This is a genomic window from Aliinostoc sp. HNIBRCY26, from assembly GCF_050235535.1.
In the GTDB taxonomy this organism is placed as follows: Bacteria; Cyanobacteriota; Cyanobacteriia; order Cyanobacteriales; family Nostocaceae; genus Trichormus.
Map to the genome: position 1 here is coordinate 1,245,965 of NZ_CP189852.1, position 15,842 is coordinate 1,261,806.

The window sequence follows — 15,842 nt, forward strand, 5'->3', positions numbered from 1 at the left end:
TCAGCAATTTAGTTTCACCTTGCTAAACATAGCAAAGTGAAACTTGGGTGGAGCGTTCATTTTTGCCCAAAATATATGGTCTACACCAATTCTTCATTAAGTTTCAGGGTAGCTTATTCTCAACTTTAAAGAGGGATTGGGGATTGGGGATTAGGGATTGGGGACTGGGGACTGGGGAATTGCGAGACAAGGTAGATTTTTCCCAATTTCCAATGCCCAATGCCCCATGCCCAATGCCCTATGTATTATCTTGGTTGAAGAAATATACCGATGCCGTTGTGTACACGGGCGGCGGTGTTAGGATAACGGTCGAGTAATTGTCCTCCTAGATAAAGACTTGTGGAACTACCACCGTCTAAATTGAGGGCATTAACACAACCTAAAAGTTTCATTAGTTGGGCGTGTTCTGCCAAAGTGGGGCCAGAACCTCCTACACGGTTATGTACGGCAGCAATTAATACAGTATTGTTGGCAGTTGTACAAATGGCACTGCGACTGGCTTTTTGATTTATAAAAGCTTTGCTGAACTGTTCGCTTTCGGCATCAAGGACAATTTTTCCATTTTGTAGTAAGAGTGGCCCTGCTCCTACGATATTGGGGTAACGATTAAATTCGCCTGGAGTCGTGCCGGTTGTGATTTGTACATCAGTACCAATGGTTAACTGTGATGCTTGGGGAATAGCATTACCCCGAAATACTAGTAAGTAGCTATTTGGGAGAATGGGAAAGTTGGTTTGACCGACTTTATCACCGACAAATTGATTGGTGACTTTGTTGTTTTGGACAATAAACACCCGTTCGTTATCTGTGAGGGATGTATAAGTCTGTCCCCAGGCGGGAGTATAACGGGCTATACCACTCTGGACATAACCACTGTTGAGAAAGAGAATTGGCACTCGCAAATTAGTAGATGTTGTTAAAGTTTCTTGGAGGGTGAGACGACCAAAATAAAATTGTCCCCCATCATTCCAAGCGATCGCACCTCGGTTGAGAATGGGACTAGATAACCACTGGCCATCCCGACGAATTGCACCCAGGGGTAAGCGATTATTGCGGTTAAAATAACCAGCGTTAATGGCGGCTACGGCTAAATCCCTTTGGGCTGTTTGAATTAAGGGGGCTGTGCCAACTAAAGTATTAGCAGTTGCCCAAATTGGTTTAATGGCTAAACCCGCAGCGCGAGGGTTGACTTCTAGCCAAACTATACCAAAGCGGTCTTTGCCTAAATTGATGAAATCCTGTCGCCATTGTAATCCCCTCGCCCAGTTGATATTTTTGGGCTTAAGGGCATCAGGACGCAGATTCAACACCAGGCGATGAGGATTATTGATAGTGGTAGCTTGCAAAGATAAATTTAGGGGGACACTGAGGGTAATGACTGTTTGATTGTTAACAACCTCAACTTTTTGAACCAAAGACGCGGATGTTTGGGATTGTTTGAGTAAATCTGGTGAGGGTGCTGGTGGGGGTGTGTAGCGTTGAATTAAACTGGAATCGGCGATCGCATCTAGGGTGATTTTCCACTCTCGGTTAATTGGTGCAGCATTATTGGGAGTGGGTGCATTGGGATCATCCTGGAGACTTTTAATGGGTAGTCCTTGTTGGATTTGCCAAGGTGTAGGACGGTCTAAGTCCAGTACAATTTGAGAAATTGACCCAGCATTGAGATTTTCACTAATATTTCTCACCTGTGTTGACGGTGTGACAATTACCAAGGTGTTACCTTGGGCTTGCATTTGCCAGCCTGCGGCTGTGGCTAAATTGGTCACATCTAGATAACGATAGCCTCGCCAAAGATTAGCAGAGAGAATTAGAGGTTGATTATTGGAGGAAAACCACTCTATAGGCTGTCTTTCAGGGTTATTAGTGCTTAATAGGTCTATACCAAGCAGTTGCCTCAGTGCTGCATCACTAATGTATATTCTGGCTGGGGTTGTTTGATTGAGTTGTTGTAACCAAGCACCTGATAAATTGCGCCCATTCAGGGAGATTTGGCTACCAGTAGATATGTTGCGCGGAACAAAAGTAGAAGGAGACTGGGAAAGTAACTGCGGATTTGCCGGAGTGTTAGCTAAAGACTTTTGGGGAATGGTAGCAGATAAATATAAGGCGATCGCGACAATTGTCACTCCCGTCTTCTGAAATAACTGGTGATTTAACTTATGGATAATCATCTGATCTTTTAGTAGTCGGCAGTAGTTTGGCATTTTCACCCTGATTGATGAGGAATGAGACAAAATTAGTTAGATATATTGTCTTGGCGTTGCCTTTTTCTTGTTCCCTATCTTTGCGCCTGAATTTAATTGAGGAAAACAACTCATAGGTTGCTGTGGCAAAATATCACTCAACTTAACAGATTCACCAAATGTCCGGAAATCTTAAAAAATCATGATTCATCTTATGTGAAAACGTGATAGCCTATATATTGGCTAGTTATCTCTTATAAACTAGATTCAGCCATCCGTCGCTAAAATCATTGTCACCAGATACATAACTAGCATGAGCGATCGCCAAACTATAGCCAATGGTTTTGGTAATCAAATTTAAATTAAAATATTAGATCCTGACAAGGATGTGTGCTGCTGTCACCGCTATTTAGTTAGTGCAGGATAGTAGCTATATTTTGGTGGCAAAAATTATTAGTAAAAAATCAAAACCAAAAACACTGGAAAATTGTCAAAGGAGTCCATAGTGTAATACGCTGATTTTGCTAATAAATCAGGATAGTTTCTGTCTGTCAAGCCATGCAGTATTTAACTAGGGTTTTGTGCTTGCTTGTCAAAATATTTTCTGTTTGAAAATTATATTCACCACAGAAACAAAAAACTGAAGAAAATACCGAACTTTATAAAAGAAATAAAATGTCAAAATAAGGGTATTTTGTCTTACACAGGATAAACACATAAGAAATAGCGTCAAAATTTTAACGTGGGCAATAGAAGAAACCGCAGTTAAAATTTTTTTTCTCTAAAATTTCGTTGATGTTTATGTATTTGTACAGGACGAAATTGGGAAATTGCTCTCACCAGCAGTAGCGAAGTTAGCGACTCAACATCTCAGGACATCTCAGGAATAGGCTATGAATGATCAACCGATGAATCTAAACCAACAAATCACAGCAAGTATGAAATCAGGGGATACCTACCAAGGGCAAAGGTGGTTAGTAGAAGAACGAGATGCCTGTGGTGTAGGTTTTATCGCTCATCGTCAAAATCAAGCCAGTCATGAAATTGTGGCGAAGGCTTTAGTAGCACTGACCTGTTTAGAGCATCGGGGAGGTTGCAGTGCAGACTACGACTCTGGTGATGGGGCGGGAATTTTAACGGCGATTCCTTGGGAATTATGGCAAACAGAATCTACCTCTGGACAGATAGACTTTTCGTCACCTAGTCATCTGGCAGTGGGGATGATCTTTTTACCCCAAGATGCAGAAGTCGCTCGACAAGCTAAAGCCATCTTTGAAAAAATAGCGACAGAAGAGAAATTAACTGTACTGGGTTGGCGCGTAGTACCAGTAAAACCTGAGTTACTGGGTGTGCAAGCAAGAGCCAATCAACCCCGAATTGAACAAGTTTTTCTCCAATCAGCGCAAACTGGGGATGAGCTAGAAAAGCAACTCTACATTGCCCGTAAACGTATATTCAAAGCAGCGAAAAGCGTTACCGAAGAACTTTATATTTGTTCTTTATCTAGCCGCACAATCGTCTATAAAGGCATGGTACGTTCAGCAGTTCTGGGAGAATTTTACGAAGATTTACAAAATCCTGCTTATAAGAGTGCGTTTGCTGTCTACCATCGTCGTTTTAGCACCAATACTATGCCCAAGTGGCCGCTAGCGCAACCAATGCGGTTGTTGGGTCACAACGGGGAAATTAATACCTTGTTGGGTAACATTAACTGGATGATGGCCAGGGAAGCCACCTTAGAGCATCCCATTTGGGGCGATCGCATTGAAGATATCAAACCGGTCGCTAATATTAATAGCAGTGACTCCGCTACCTTAGATAACGTAGTGGAATTATTAGTGCGCTCTGGTCGTTCACCAGAAGAAGCATTAATGATTATGGTGCCGGAAGCTTATAAAAATCAACCATCTTTAGCTGATTATCCTGAAATTGTTGATTTTTACGAATATTACAGTGGTCTGCAAGAAGCTTGGGACGGGCCAGCCTTGTTAGTATTCGGTGATGGTCAAAAAGTAGGTGCAACCTTAGACCGTAATGGCTTAAGACCAGCTCGTTATCTAATTACCAAAGATGACTACATTGTCGTGGCTTCCGAAGCAGGGGTAGTAGACTTCCCCGAAGCCAACATTGTCGAAAAAGGCAGACTAGGCCCCGGACAAATGATCGCCGTGGATTTAGTCAACCACGAAATTCTGAAGAATTGGGAGATTAAACAGCGTGCAGCCAAGAAACATCCCTACGGTGAATGGTTGCGCCAGTATCGCCAAGACCTCAAACAAATTGTCGGAGAACCTTCAGCCCACAATGGTAACGGGAACGGTCACAAAGCATCTGAAAACGGTCATCTGACCACCAACACCATTGATAAACAAACCCTGCTGCGCCAACAAATCGCCTTTGGTTACACCAACGAAGATGTAGACATGGTGATTCACCCAATGGCTAGCAACGGTGCAGAACCAACCTTCTGTATGGGGGATGACATTCCTCTGGCGGTACTGTCAGAAAAACCCCACCTGTTGTATGACTACTTCAAGCAGCGTTTCGCCCAAGTCACTAACCCGGCGATTGACCCCTTGCGGGAAAAACTCGTGATGTCTTTGAAAGTGGAACTAGGTGAAAGAGGAAACTTACTATCACCCAAGCCAGAATTTGCCAGAAGAATTCAACTAGAATCACCAGTTTTAACAGAAGCAGAACTAGAAGCCATTAAGCTTTCAGGGTTTGGGACAGCTGAATTATCCACCCTATTTGCTATTGCCAACGGCCCGTCAGGGCTACAAGAAGCGGTCAAGGCTTTACAACAACAAGCCGCCGAATCAGTGCGCGCTGGGGCGAAAATTTTAATCCTGAGCGATCGCGCCAATGATGGCATTACATCAGAATATAGTTACATTCCTCCCTTATTAGCAGTGGGTGCGGTACACCACCACCTGATTCGGGAAGGTTTGCGGATGAAAACTTCCCTTGTGGTGAATACCGCCCAATGCTGGAGTACCCATCACTTCGCTTGTTTAATTGGCTACGGTGCAGGTGCGGTTTGTCCTTACATGGCTTTGGATACCGTGCGTGATTGGTGGTACGACCCCAAAACCCAAAGCTTCATGGAACGGGGTAAACTCAAAGCCATCAGTTTAGAACAGGCGATCGCTAACTATCGCAAGGCTGTGGAATCAGGATTGTTGAAAATTCTCTCCAAGATGGGAATTTCTCTGCTTTCTAGCTATCAAGCCGCCCAAATCTTTGAAGCGATTGGGATTGGTGGCGACTTATTAGAATTGGGATTCCAGGGGACAACCTCCCGCATTGGTGGCTTGAGTGTCAGCGATTTAGCTCAAGAAATCCTCTCCTTCCACAGTAAAGCCTTCCCAGAACTCACCATTAAGAAACTAGAAAACCTGGGCTTCTATAACTACCGTCCTGGTGGGGAGTACCACATGAACAGCCCAGAACTAGCTAAAGCCTTACACAAAGCCGTAGACGGGAAGCATTACGACCACTACGAAGTTTACAAACAACATCTCCAAGGCAGACCAGTTACAGCCCTACGGGACTTATTAGACTTCCAAAGCGATCGCTCTCCCATCCCTGTAGAAGAAGTAGAGTCAATTACCGAGATTGTGCAACGCTTCTGTACGGGCGGGATGTCCTTGGGTGCATTGTCACGGGAAGCCCATGAAGTTTTGGCGATCGCGATGAACCGCTTGGGTGGAAAATCCAACTCTGGGGAAGGTGGCGAAGACCCTGTACGTTACAAAGTCCTCGATGATGTAGACGCGTCTGGTCATTCCCCCACTCTCCCCCACCTCAACGGCTTACGTAATGGTGACACAGCTTCTAGTGCCATCAAACAGGTAGCATCAGGACGCTTTGGTGTTACCCCTGGATATTTAGCCAGTGCCAAACAAATCGAAATCAAAATCGCCCAAGGTGCAAAACCAGGGGAAGGTGGACAACTACCGGGGCCAAAGGTCAGTCCTTACATTGCGATGTTGAGACGTTCTAAGCCTGGTGTCACCCTGATTTCACCACCACCCCACCATGATATTTACTCCATCGAAGACCTTGCCCAGTTAATTTTCGACTTGCATCAAATTAACCCCAAAGCCCAGGTGTCGGTGAAGTTAGTGGCAGAAATCGGTATTGGAACGATCGCAGCTGGTGTAGCTAAAGCCAACGCTGATATCATCCAAGTTTCTGGTCATGACGGCGGTACAGGTGCATCTCCCCTGTCATCCATTAAGCACGCCGGTTCACCTTGGGAATTAGGGTTGACAGAAGTGCATCGCGTGTTGATGGAAAATAGCCTGCGCGATCGCGTGATTTTACGTGTAGACGGTGGTATCAAAACAGGCTGGGATGTAGTCATGGGTGCGTTGATGGGTGCAGAAGAATTCGGCTTCGGCTCTATCGCCATGATTGCAGAAGGTTGTATCATGGCGCGTATTTGCCACACCAACAACTGTCCTGTGGGTGTAGCTTCCCAAAAAGAAGAACTGCGGAAGCGGTTTACAGGTATCCCCGAACACGTTGTGAATTTCTTCTACTTCATTGCAGAAGAAGTCAGAAGTTTACTTGCGAGACTGGGTTATCGTTCCTTGTCAGAAATTACCGGACGTGGCGATTTACTCACCACCCGCCAAGGCGTAAAACTCACCAAAACCCAATCCCTCAACCTCAACTGCTTGCTGCAACTCCCAGATAGCAAGACTGACCGCAGCTGGTTAGTCCATGAAGAAGTTCACAGCAACGGCCCAGTTTTGGACGATCAACTGCTAGCTGACCCAGAAATTCAAGCCGCGATTCGCAATCAATCCACAGTCACTAAAAACTTAGCAATTGTGAATACTGACAGAACCGTGGGAGCAAGATTAGTAGGTGCGATCGCTTCCCAGTATGGTGATAGTGGTTTTGAAGGTCAAATTAACCTCAACTTCACAGGTAGTGTCGGACAAAGCTTTGGTGCGTTTAACCTTCCTGGCGTGACCTTGACCTTAACCGGAGAAGCTAACGATTACGTCGGTAAAGGAATGCACGGCGGCGAAATTATTATTAAACCGCCAGTTGATGCTAACTATGAACCATCACAAAACGTCATTGTCGGTAACACTTGCCTTTATGGTGCTACAGGTGGGGTATTATTTGCCAATGGTTTAGGCGGAGAACGCTTTGCTGTTCGCAACTCCAAAGGTGTAGCCGTCATTGAAGGTGCAGGTGATCACTGCTGTGAATATATGACCGGTGGTGTGATTGTAGTGTTGGGTAAAGTCGGACGCAACGTCGCGGCTGGGATGACTGGCGGACTGGCGTACTTCTTAGAAGAAGACAGCGCATTCCCTGATTTAGTTAACAAAGAAATTGTCAAACTCCAACGGGTGATGACAGCCGCAGGTGAGAAGCAATTGAAAGATTTAATCACTGCTCATGTAGAGCGTACAGGTTCACCCAAAGCCAAGTTTATCTTACAAAATTGGTCAGAGTTCCTACCCCGATTCTGGCAATTAGTACCACCTTCTGAGGCGGATAGTCCAGAGGCTAATCCCCAAGCTGTAGTGGAAAAACATCTAAGTTCTGTGTAATTAAATCAGGTTCAGATTGACCAATAAAACCAATTCGCAATTCGCAATGGACTAACGTCCCGCTACGCTAACGCAATTCGCAATTAAACTAAGCCACCCACAAGGGGTGGGGTTTTTACCTACCTTGCGATACAAGGACTGTTTCGCCCACCAGGGGCGAAGTTTTGAACCTTCACTTTTTGATAAATAGAAGAGACGCTGTATTGCAGCGTCTCTTTTTTGGCAAAGACATACCAGAAATTGGAGAATTAGATAAACTAAAAACCTTCCTTGTCCCAAAAAACACAGAATTTGCTTGTGTACAGGTAGTAAATTACTTCCGAGAAGGGATTTTAACTTGGCTCATCGGCGATGTCTGCGACAAGCAGTAATACCAATTCATCAAAAATTTGATACAGATGCAAACGCTAAAAGTTTTGCTGAGTCTCACTTCATACCCTTTACTATGAAGACTACGAGATCCAGCTACAGGCTTTCCTTGATGAACAAGCAATGTTAAATAAAGAGTAGGGCATTACGGATCAATCTATTTGTGTAGAATCAAAGTGCAGCAGAGATTTTTCTATATGAAAGTGTGCGAGTCATCTAACCCAGGAGTTTCCCCACCATGACCGCTACCAAAGAAAATTTTCCCATTCTAACCCCCGAAGAATATTTCTCTTGGGAAGAACAACAACTAGAAAAACACGAACTGATCAACGGTCAAGTTTATGCCATGACAGGTGGCAGCGTAAACCATAGCCGCATTGCTGTCCGCATCACCACACTATTCTCCAACCATCTAGAAAATAGCCCCTGCGAAACTGGTAACTCCGACCTCCGAATCAATATTGTCGGCACTAATAACTACACCTACCCAGATGTCAGCGTCACCTGCGACGTTCGCGACAAAACCACCATCCAATACATCACCTACCCCTGCTTAATCGTCGAAGTCCTCTCCGCCAGCACCGAAGCATACGACAGAGGCGGCAAATTCCGAATGTACCGCCAAAACCCAGCCTTAATCGATTACCTACTAGTCAGTTCTACCAGCATCGAAATCGACCTGTATCACAAAAACGACGCAGGCGATTGGTTGATTATCAACTACAAAGCAGGCGACACAATCGAACTCAAAAGTATTAACCTCAATTTCCCCATTGAACAAGTTTATCGCAGTTTAACCCTCACCCCGGAAACCCCAACAGACACCATTAGGGAATAGGTAGTATTTTATAGTTATTAGGTAACAAATAACACAACGATAAATAATCAATAGCTGTAAAAAATATGGACGTAACTGGATTCGAACCAGTGACCTCTACGATGTCAACGTAGCGCTCTAACCAACTGAGCTATACGTCCTTGCTGCACGATTTACTAATATACCATACATTTCTCGTAAAGCAAATATTTTTTCTGACAAATTTCTACTGCTGAAGTCGGTTCTTGGCCTGCGATATTAGTGTCTGGGCTTCTGCGTAGGCTGTTGTCCCAGGTTGTACAGTATTTAGCTGATTGATAATACCTTGGATTTGCGATCGCAATTGCTGTTGCTCAGAGGCAGGCGTAGCAATCAGTCTTTGAATGTTCTCATTCGCCTCTTTCAGTGACAATTGTGAGTCTATCTCTGCTTGCAGTCGAGTTTCCACAATTCCTAAATTAGTTTGATAAGTTGCTAGCAACTTTTGCGCTTCTAAATAACCTGGATCTTCTACTTGAACGGTTTGCAATTGCTCAATAGCTGTTGACCACAATTTAGCAATTTGCTTCCATTTTGTCTCTGTATGTGGCGGCTTTTGAGCCAATTTAGCAGCCGCCAGCGCAAATTGTTTTGCACCATCAATTAATTTGCTACTGCGAGGATCAACAATACCCTGTATTTTACTTTGGTAGCTGACTAATAACTTTTGGGCTTCTACATAGCGGGGATTTTCTAAGGGAACTTGATTGATGCGATTAATAGCCTGTTGCCATAATTCTGATGCAGCTTTTGGCTGAGTTTGCTTGGCTTGTTCGGCGGCTAAATCAAATTCCTGTGCAGCTATGATGAAATTACCAACCCGCGCATTTTCAAAATCACGCTTGTAAGCGTTGAGTTTCGCTCTTGCTGTTTTGGAAGCTAATGTTTGTTGGGGAATTTGTTCTAATTGGTCTATTCCTTCTTGCCAAATTGTTAGGGCTTTCTCTCTATCTTGAGTATTAGTAGCCTGTTTATATTGCTGCTTTGCGGATTGTAGTGTTTGTTCAGCTTGAGACAGTGGAACTAGAGCATTTTTGTCTTGAAATACAATTGCTTCTATTCTTCCTACCCGTTGACGAGCTGTTTCAAACTCATCTACCGTAAATTTCCAAGTACACCCAAATAAATTGCAGTAAGTCTGCGGATAGTATCCTAAAAACCAAACTGGTAAGTTATCCAAATTTCGTTTTGCTGCTTTGACCTTTTCCCCACCCCGTTCAATATCTGCTGGACTAGTAGATTGATTAATTAATTGGTCTGCTTGTTCTAAATTGTGAATTGCTTCACGGTAGTTATGATCCATGTTGATATAACTGGGCAACAACAGGATAGGTAGAGTTTTGGCAACAGGCCAGCGAATCATCGGATAGGGTAGATTGACTACCCAAAGCACCCCGGCTGCACCCCCTAAAAGAATCACAGCCCATTTAATTTTGTTTAGCATAGCTATAAGTAGATATAAGCCTTAACTTATAGCTTTAGTATTCCCACTACGGGTGACAGAAATTACAGTTACTGTGGGGATTGGGGACTGGGCAGGGCGCAAGGGGCAAGGGAGACAAGGTAGGAGTAATAAGTGCTGAGTGCTGAGTGCTGAGTGCTGAGTAATGAGTAATGAGTAATGACTATTGACTATTGACTCTTGACTCTTGACTCTTGACTTTCCCCCCTAAAAAGTATTGTTAAAATTTATAAGTCTTATAAGAAAAAATTGATTATCTAAAATGTCAACGGCTTTAATCACTGGTGCATCAAGTGGTATTGGTCAAGCCTTTGCCCAAGAATTAGCTGCGCGTCAAACTAATTTAGTTCTTGTTGCACGTTCAGCAGAAAAATTACATCAGCTAGCTCAAGAATTACAATTACAACACAACATCCAAATAGAAGTGATAGTTAAAGACCTCACGGAACCAAATGCGGCGGCGGATGTCTTTGATATTACTAAAACTAAGGGATTAACTGTTGATTTATTAATCAATAATGCTGGTTTTGGTGATTATGGTGACTTTGCAGAAAGAGAGGGGGAACGACAGGTCAAAATGCTGCAATTAAACGTTTTGGCTTTGGTAGATTTGACTCACAAGTTCTTACCTTTGATGCGACAACGCCATTCAGGAAGCATTATTAATGTATCTTCAATTGCGGCATTTCAACCCATACCATACCTTTCAGTATATGCTGCTAGTAAGGCTTTTGTTTTGAGTTTTAGTGAAGCATTATGGGCAGAAAATCGTAAATATGGAGTTCGTGTTTTAGTTGTTTGTCCTGGCCCCACAGAAACAAACTTTTTTACTGAAGCTCGTTTTCCCACGGCTTTCACTGGTAAAACTAGTAAAATATCTACTTCAGAAGAGGTAGTCAATGATGCTTTAAAGGCTTTAGCAAAAGGTGACTCGACCGTAGTTAGTGGCAGTTTCTTAAGTAAAATAATTACGAATATGCCGAGATTTTTACCGCGAGAAACTTTAGTCAGGATTTTAGCAAGCCAGTTTAAAGCTTAATTGTTCGGCATTGGGCATTGGTGATATTCCCCATTCCCCATTCCCTATTTTCTACATATATCTAGTTAATTGAACGCGGTAGCGTTCTTTTTTTGTGACAGCAATTTCACCAACTTCTAAACGTCCTTTGCCGCGAATGGCGATTAAGTCACCGGATTTCACTTGAGAACTAGGTTGAGTAACTTCTTTCCAATTGACACGCACATCCCCTGCGTCGATGAAGTCTACCATTTTACTGCGAGACATTCCAAAACCAGCAGATGCGATCGCATCTAATCTTAAAGAAGCTTCCACTGTGGTTAATTCTTTTTTCTTGGGTTCGCGGATTTTTAACTCACTCAAATCTATCGGCTGGGTTTTCACAGGAACGGAACGCACCTGCTGGAGATTCATGGTTAAAAACTCTACCAACTCTGGAACAACTATGGCTTGCGCGCCGCGTTCACCTAAAACAATAATGTCTCCAGTTTTGTCTCTGACAATACCCGTTCCTAACATCGCGCCTAAAAAGTCGCGGTGCGTCGCTGGGTCAAATAGAAAATTACCAGCTATTTCTAGTGCTACTAAGCTAACTTGAGATTGATCTAAGGGTAACTCAGAACGGGCGATCGCAACTCTTTGGCGTTCCGCTTGCGGATAACCACCCCAAGGTAACAATTGGACTTCTGTTAAACGACTAAACACCCGTTGCATTTCTGCCAATTCAGGAGGTGACAAAAAATCTGTCAACACCACTTCCCAAGTTTTAATCGCTTGTTCCGCTTGGTCAATTACACGAGCTATACTATCTCGATTTTCAACACCCTTTAATAATTCTTCTCTTGGCAACATGATTAATAGTCAATAGTCATTAGTCATTAGTCATTAGTCATTAGTCATTAGTATTTCTTCTACCTTGTCCCAGTCCCCAGTCCCCAATCCCCAATCCCTAACCCGCGTAACCTTGAATATTCTCTGGCTCAAACTGTCTTAAAATGCGAGTAGCTTGGCGAGAGAGAGTTTCCGAACCTTGAACTACAACAAGATATTTACCCGCATCTAAACGGTTGCGGTAGGGTAAAGCATCACCGCTACCCACAACTAAGCCGATTCCACCACCGACAAATACGCTACCCATTGCACCACTAGCAGCACCTAATAGTCCACCAATGATGTGATTACCAATTTCACCCGCCCAGGCGAAGGTATCTAAACCAGTAATCAAACTAAAAGTAAAACCAGCAAAAAAGCCAAATGGTACTAGCCAATAGGCCATAAGTTGCGCTTGTTTTTTGGCTTGAGTGTTGGGATCAATTAAACCAAACTCATCGGCACTTTTATAACCTCTACCCAAAATTGTGCTGTCTATGCCTTCTTTTTCTAACGCTAAGTAAGCAGCTTCAGCTTGGATACGGTCTGGTAACACGGCCACAAGGTAATTCATTGATGCTATCAATAGTATTTTTTTGATGAAGTTTTGCCTTAATTAACAGCGTATCAGGAGTTGTTGGGCATTGGGCATTGGGCATTGGGCATTGGATAATAGTGATTCTTTTTTTCTATCTTCCTATTCCCTATTCCCTATTCTCTATTCCCTATTCCCCATTCCCCATTCCCCATTCCCCATTCCTTACCTTAACGTATCCATTGGTTCACAAAAATTATTTACACCTTGCTTCAGGATATACATCAAAACTGGTGTGGCTAAAATCTTGGGGAATGTGGGCATGGTTTTGAGATGTGCGATCATCTCTTTGATGGAACCGTTTTGTAAGTCTTCTCGAAATTGTTGTTCACAAATGACAGCACGCCACCTTTTTGCCAAGTCGCCCAGCCACTCTGAATTAGCTTGTTCTGGTTCTTGTCCAGCTTTAATTGCTAGAGTCACGGCTGCGTCTTCTAAATCTCCTTCACAGTCCTCAATCAATTCCAAGGCTTCCATAGCTGCTTGATCATCTACCAATTGAGAACGAAACGTGGCAATTTCTTGGGATGTGACTGTAGTCATGAGTTTTTACATATTAGTCAATATTCCATAATCTCTAGTTTGTCATTTCTGAGTCAATATTGATTCACCCCAAAAAATTAAGTGATGAGTGCTGAATCTGGATAACTCATCACTCATCACTATTAAGTCTCTACAAAAGACATCTCCGAAAAGTCAAACTATTGACTGTTGGTTGAGCTAGTTAATGCTCTGGTGGTAACAGCTCTTTGCAAGTCAACTAAGGCTCTGTTGTAATCTAATATCGCTGTGACACGATTACCTTCAGCTCTAGTTAATTCGTTTTCAGCGTTAATTACGTCTGTTTGTGTTCCTACACCAGCTTGGAACCGCAAACGCGCTAGGCGTAGTGATTCTCTGGCTTGTTCTAAAGCTGTGTTGGCAGTTTGGACGTTATTGAGGTTAGCTTGCTGTGTGAAGTAAGCTTGCTCAACTTGAAAACGAATTTGATTGCGTTGTTCGGCAAATCGAGTTTCGGCGATCGCAATATTCTTTTTGGCTTGAGCGGCTCTTGCTCTGGATGCACCACCGTCAAATATGTTCAAGCTGGCTCTGACTCCGAAGGAATAACCATCGGTGACGCTGACATCATCATCGAACTGATCAAGTAAGTTATAGTTCGCTACTAAGCTGACTTGTGGCCCCAGGTTAGCTAGTGCTTGTCTGCGCTGTTGTTCGCTGATGTTGCGCTGTGCTAGTTGCTGTTGCAGTTCGGGGCGATTTTGATAAGCTAGGACGATGCTACTTTCTAAGGACTGTTGCCAAAGTCCTGCTACTTGTACAGGATCAGCAGCTTCGATGTTGACTGTTTGGGGCAAACTCAAGCGAGTTGCTAGGGTGCGACGGGAAATTTGTTGCTGAGAAATCGCACTGGTGAGTTCTTGTTGCGCGTTGGCTAAGTTAACTTGCGATCGCAATACGTCAAACCTCGTTCCTACCCCTGCTCTTTCTAATGCTTCCGCATCTCTTAAGCTAGCTTGGGAGTTTTCTACTGCTGATCTAGCAATGCGGACTTGTTCGTCTGCCTGCTGTAAGTTGTAATATTCTGTAGCCACATTCCGCCGAATTTCTTCGGATTGGTTTTCTACAGCTAACTCACTAAAACGCACCTGTTCTTCTGCTTCTTTGATGGCGGCGTTGCGTCTACCTGATGTGTAGATGTCGTAGGTTAACTGGGCTTGACTGGTGAAATCTGTACTTGGTTCATCGGTACCGCCTCCAGCCCTTTCTACACTCAGTTGGGAGCTAGCGGATTGGCTGCGGGTAATATCAGCACTTACAGACACACTGGGAAATAAAGCCGCCTGTGCTTCTTTTAAAGAAGCTTGCGCTCTTTCTAATTCCAACAACGACACCTGCAAATCGCGATTATTGCGCCGTGCAATTTCTAAAGCCTGCTCTAAGGTAATACGCTGATTTTCTTGGGTTGTGACTTCTTGAGGTTGCGTAGGAAAGAGCAAGGGATTGGACTTGGGAGTCAGGCTAGCTGGTACTTCCACACCATTATTAGCTGGTGCAGGTGTAGTTGCTGGTGCTGACTCCACAGGGGACGGTGCAGGTGTAGTTGCTGGTGCTGACTCCACAGGAGACGGTGTCAGATCAGGATTATTTTGTGCGAGTTGCTTGCTTGACCATTGAGACTGGGGACAATTAGTCGCTAAAATTAGCGTTGCCGCAGTTCCTGGTTGTAGCGAGCAACTATTGGCTGCCAAAAGTTGAGCTGCACCTGCACCTTTAACAGATGCTTGTAATGCTATTGGTAACTGAGTTTTGAGATTTTTTGTTGCGCCTAGCTGAGATAAAGAATTAGTTGCAGGTGCTACAGATGCGACTAACTCTAGTTGATTACTAGCTAAGTTACTGGGCTTTGGATTATTTGTTAACCGATTCTGCTTGAGCCTTTGAATCCAATCGCGATTAGGTGACAGACTGACAATTTTAACTTCCTTTTGGGATGATTTTTGTTCGTTAGTAATAGCAGTGTTTTCTGTCAATCCAACTGCATTACTTTTACTACTTAAATCTGCTGCATTAACTTCAGCTAAATCAGATTTTTCAGTTGTCTGGGAAAAATCTGGATCTATATCTTTTGGTAGTTGTGTCTGAGCATTATCTGCTACCAAGGTTTGACTATCGTTAGCAGTCAAAACACTAGGAGAAGAAGCTAATTGTACACTACTTACCTTCACGCCCTCAGCCACAGCTGGCTGAGTTGCCAATACAGCTGCTGTTACACCAGGTAAAAAACAGAAACTATAAAGTAATTGTTGTCCTTTCACCGCATCCCCTCACACGAAAATCAATCTGGCGGCAGAAAACTTTTCTTCACAACAGAATATAGCACGATACTAAATTAAAGTAGGAATA

General features: G+C 43.6%; 10 protein-coding genes and 1 tRNA gene. 4 read left to right on the forward strand and 7 right to left on the reverse strand.

What is annotated here, in order from left to right; translation table 11 throughout:
* Positions 1 to 245: 245 nt before the first annotated feature.
* The gene (locus ACQFX9_RS05275) at positions 246 to 2,207 is read right to left on the reverse strand and encodes a phosphodiester glycosidase family protein (protein ID WP_427161024.1); all 1,962 of its coding nucleotides are present in this window, start codon (positions 2,205 to 2,207) and stop codon (positions 246 to 248) included.
* Positions 2,208 to 3,079: 872 nt separating this feature from the next.
* Here ACQFX9_RS05275 and ACQFX9_RS05280 point away from each other — a divergent pair.
* From ACQFX9_RS05280 to ACQFX9_RS05290, 3 genes are all read left to right on the forward strand, one after another.
* Positions 3,080 to 7,765 carry a glutamate synthase-related protein gene (locus tag ACQFX9_RS05280; RefSeq protein ID WP_427161025.1) on the forward strand — a complete coding sequence of 1,562 codons (4,686 nt, stop codon included), beginning with the start codon at positions 3,080 to 3,082 and terminating at the stop codon, positions 7,763 to 7,765.
* A gap of 203 nt (positions 7,766 to 7,968) precedes the next feature.
* Positions 7,969 to 8,136, forward strand: a complete 168-nt coding sequence (locus tag ACQFX9_RS05285; RefSeq protein WP_427161026.1) for a hypothetical protein — start codon at positions 7,969 to 7,971, stop codon at positions 8,134 to 8,136.
* 236 nt (positions 8,137 to 8,372) lie between these two features.
* Complete coding sequence (locus ACQFX9_RS05290; protein WP_427161027.1) at positions 8,373 to 8,972, forward strand: Uma2 family endonuclease; 600 nt, start codon at positions 8,373 to 8,375, stop codon at positions 8,970 to 8,972.
* 66 nt (positions 8,973 to 9,038) lie between these two features.
* On the opposite strand, the gene ACQFX9_RS05295 is transcribed toward ACQFX9_RS05290, so the two are convergent.
* Positions 9,039 to 9,112 (reverse strand) — tRNA-Val (locus ACQFX9_RS05295).
* 65 nt (positions 9,113 to 9,177) lie between these two features.
* Positions 9,178 to 10,434, reverse strand: coding sequence for a hypothetical protein (locus tag ACQFX9_RS05300; RefSeq protein WP_427161028.1), 1,257 nt, complete (start codon positions 10,432 to 10,434; stop codon positions 9,178 to 9,180).
* Positions 10,435 to 10,714: 280 nt separating this feature from the next.
* On the opposite strand from ACQFX9_RS05300, the gene ACQFX9_RS05305 reads away from it, so the two are divergent.
* Positions 10,715 to 11,491, forward strand: a complete 777-nt coding sequence (locus tag ACQFX9_RS05305) for an SDR family NAD(P)-dependent oxidoreductase (protein ID WP_427161030.1) — start codon at positions 10,715 to 10,717, stop codon at positions 11,489 to 11,491.
* A gap of 51 nt (positions 11,492 to 11,542) precedes the next feature.
* Here the strand turns inward: ACQFX9_RS05305 and ACQFX9_RS05310 are convergent, their stop codons facing one another.
* From ACQFX9_RS05310 to ACQFX9_RS05325, 4 genes are all read right to left on the reverse strand, one after another.
* A complete protein-coding gene (locus tag ACQFX9_RS05310; RefSeq protein WP_427161031.1) occupies positions 11,543 to 12,322 on the reverse strand; it encodes a photosystem II S4 domain protein in 780 nt (259 codons plus the stop codon).
* A 97-nt stretch (positions 12,323 to 12,419) separates the two neighbouring features.
* Entirely contained in the window at positions 12,420 to 12,914 is a 495-nt protein-coding gene (locus ACQFX9_RS05315; protein ID WP_236140789.1) for a hypothetical protein, read from the reverse strand.
* A 186-nt stretch (positions 12,915 to 13,100) separates the two neighbouring features.
* Positions 13,101 to 13,478 (reverse strand): hypothetical protein, encoded by a 378-nt coding sequence (locus ACQFX9_RS05320; protein WP_427161032.1) that lies wholly within the window; start codon positions 13,476 to 13,478, stop codon positions 13,101 to 13,103.
* A 158-nt stretch (positions 13,479 to 13,636) separates the two neighbouring features.
* Positions 13,637 to 15,754, reverse strand: coding sequence for a TolC family protein (locus ACQFX9_RS05325; RefSeq protein ID WP_427161033.1), 2,118 nt, complete (start codon positions 15,752 to 15,754; stop codon positions 13,637 to 13,639).
* Positions 15,755 to 15,842: the final 88 nt, after the last annotated feature.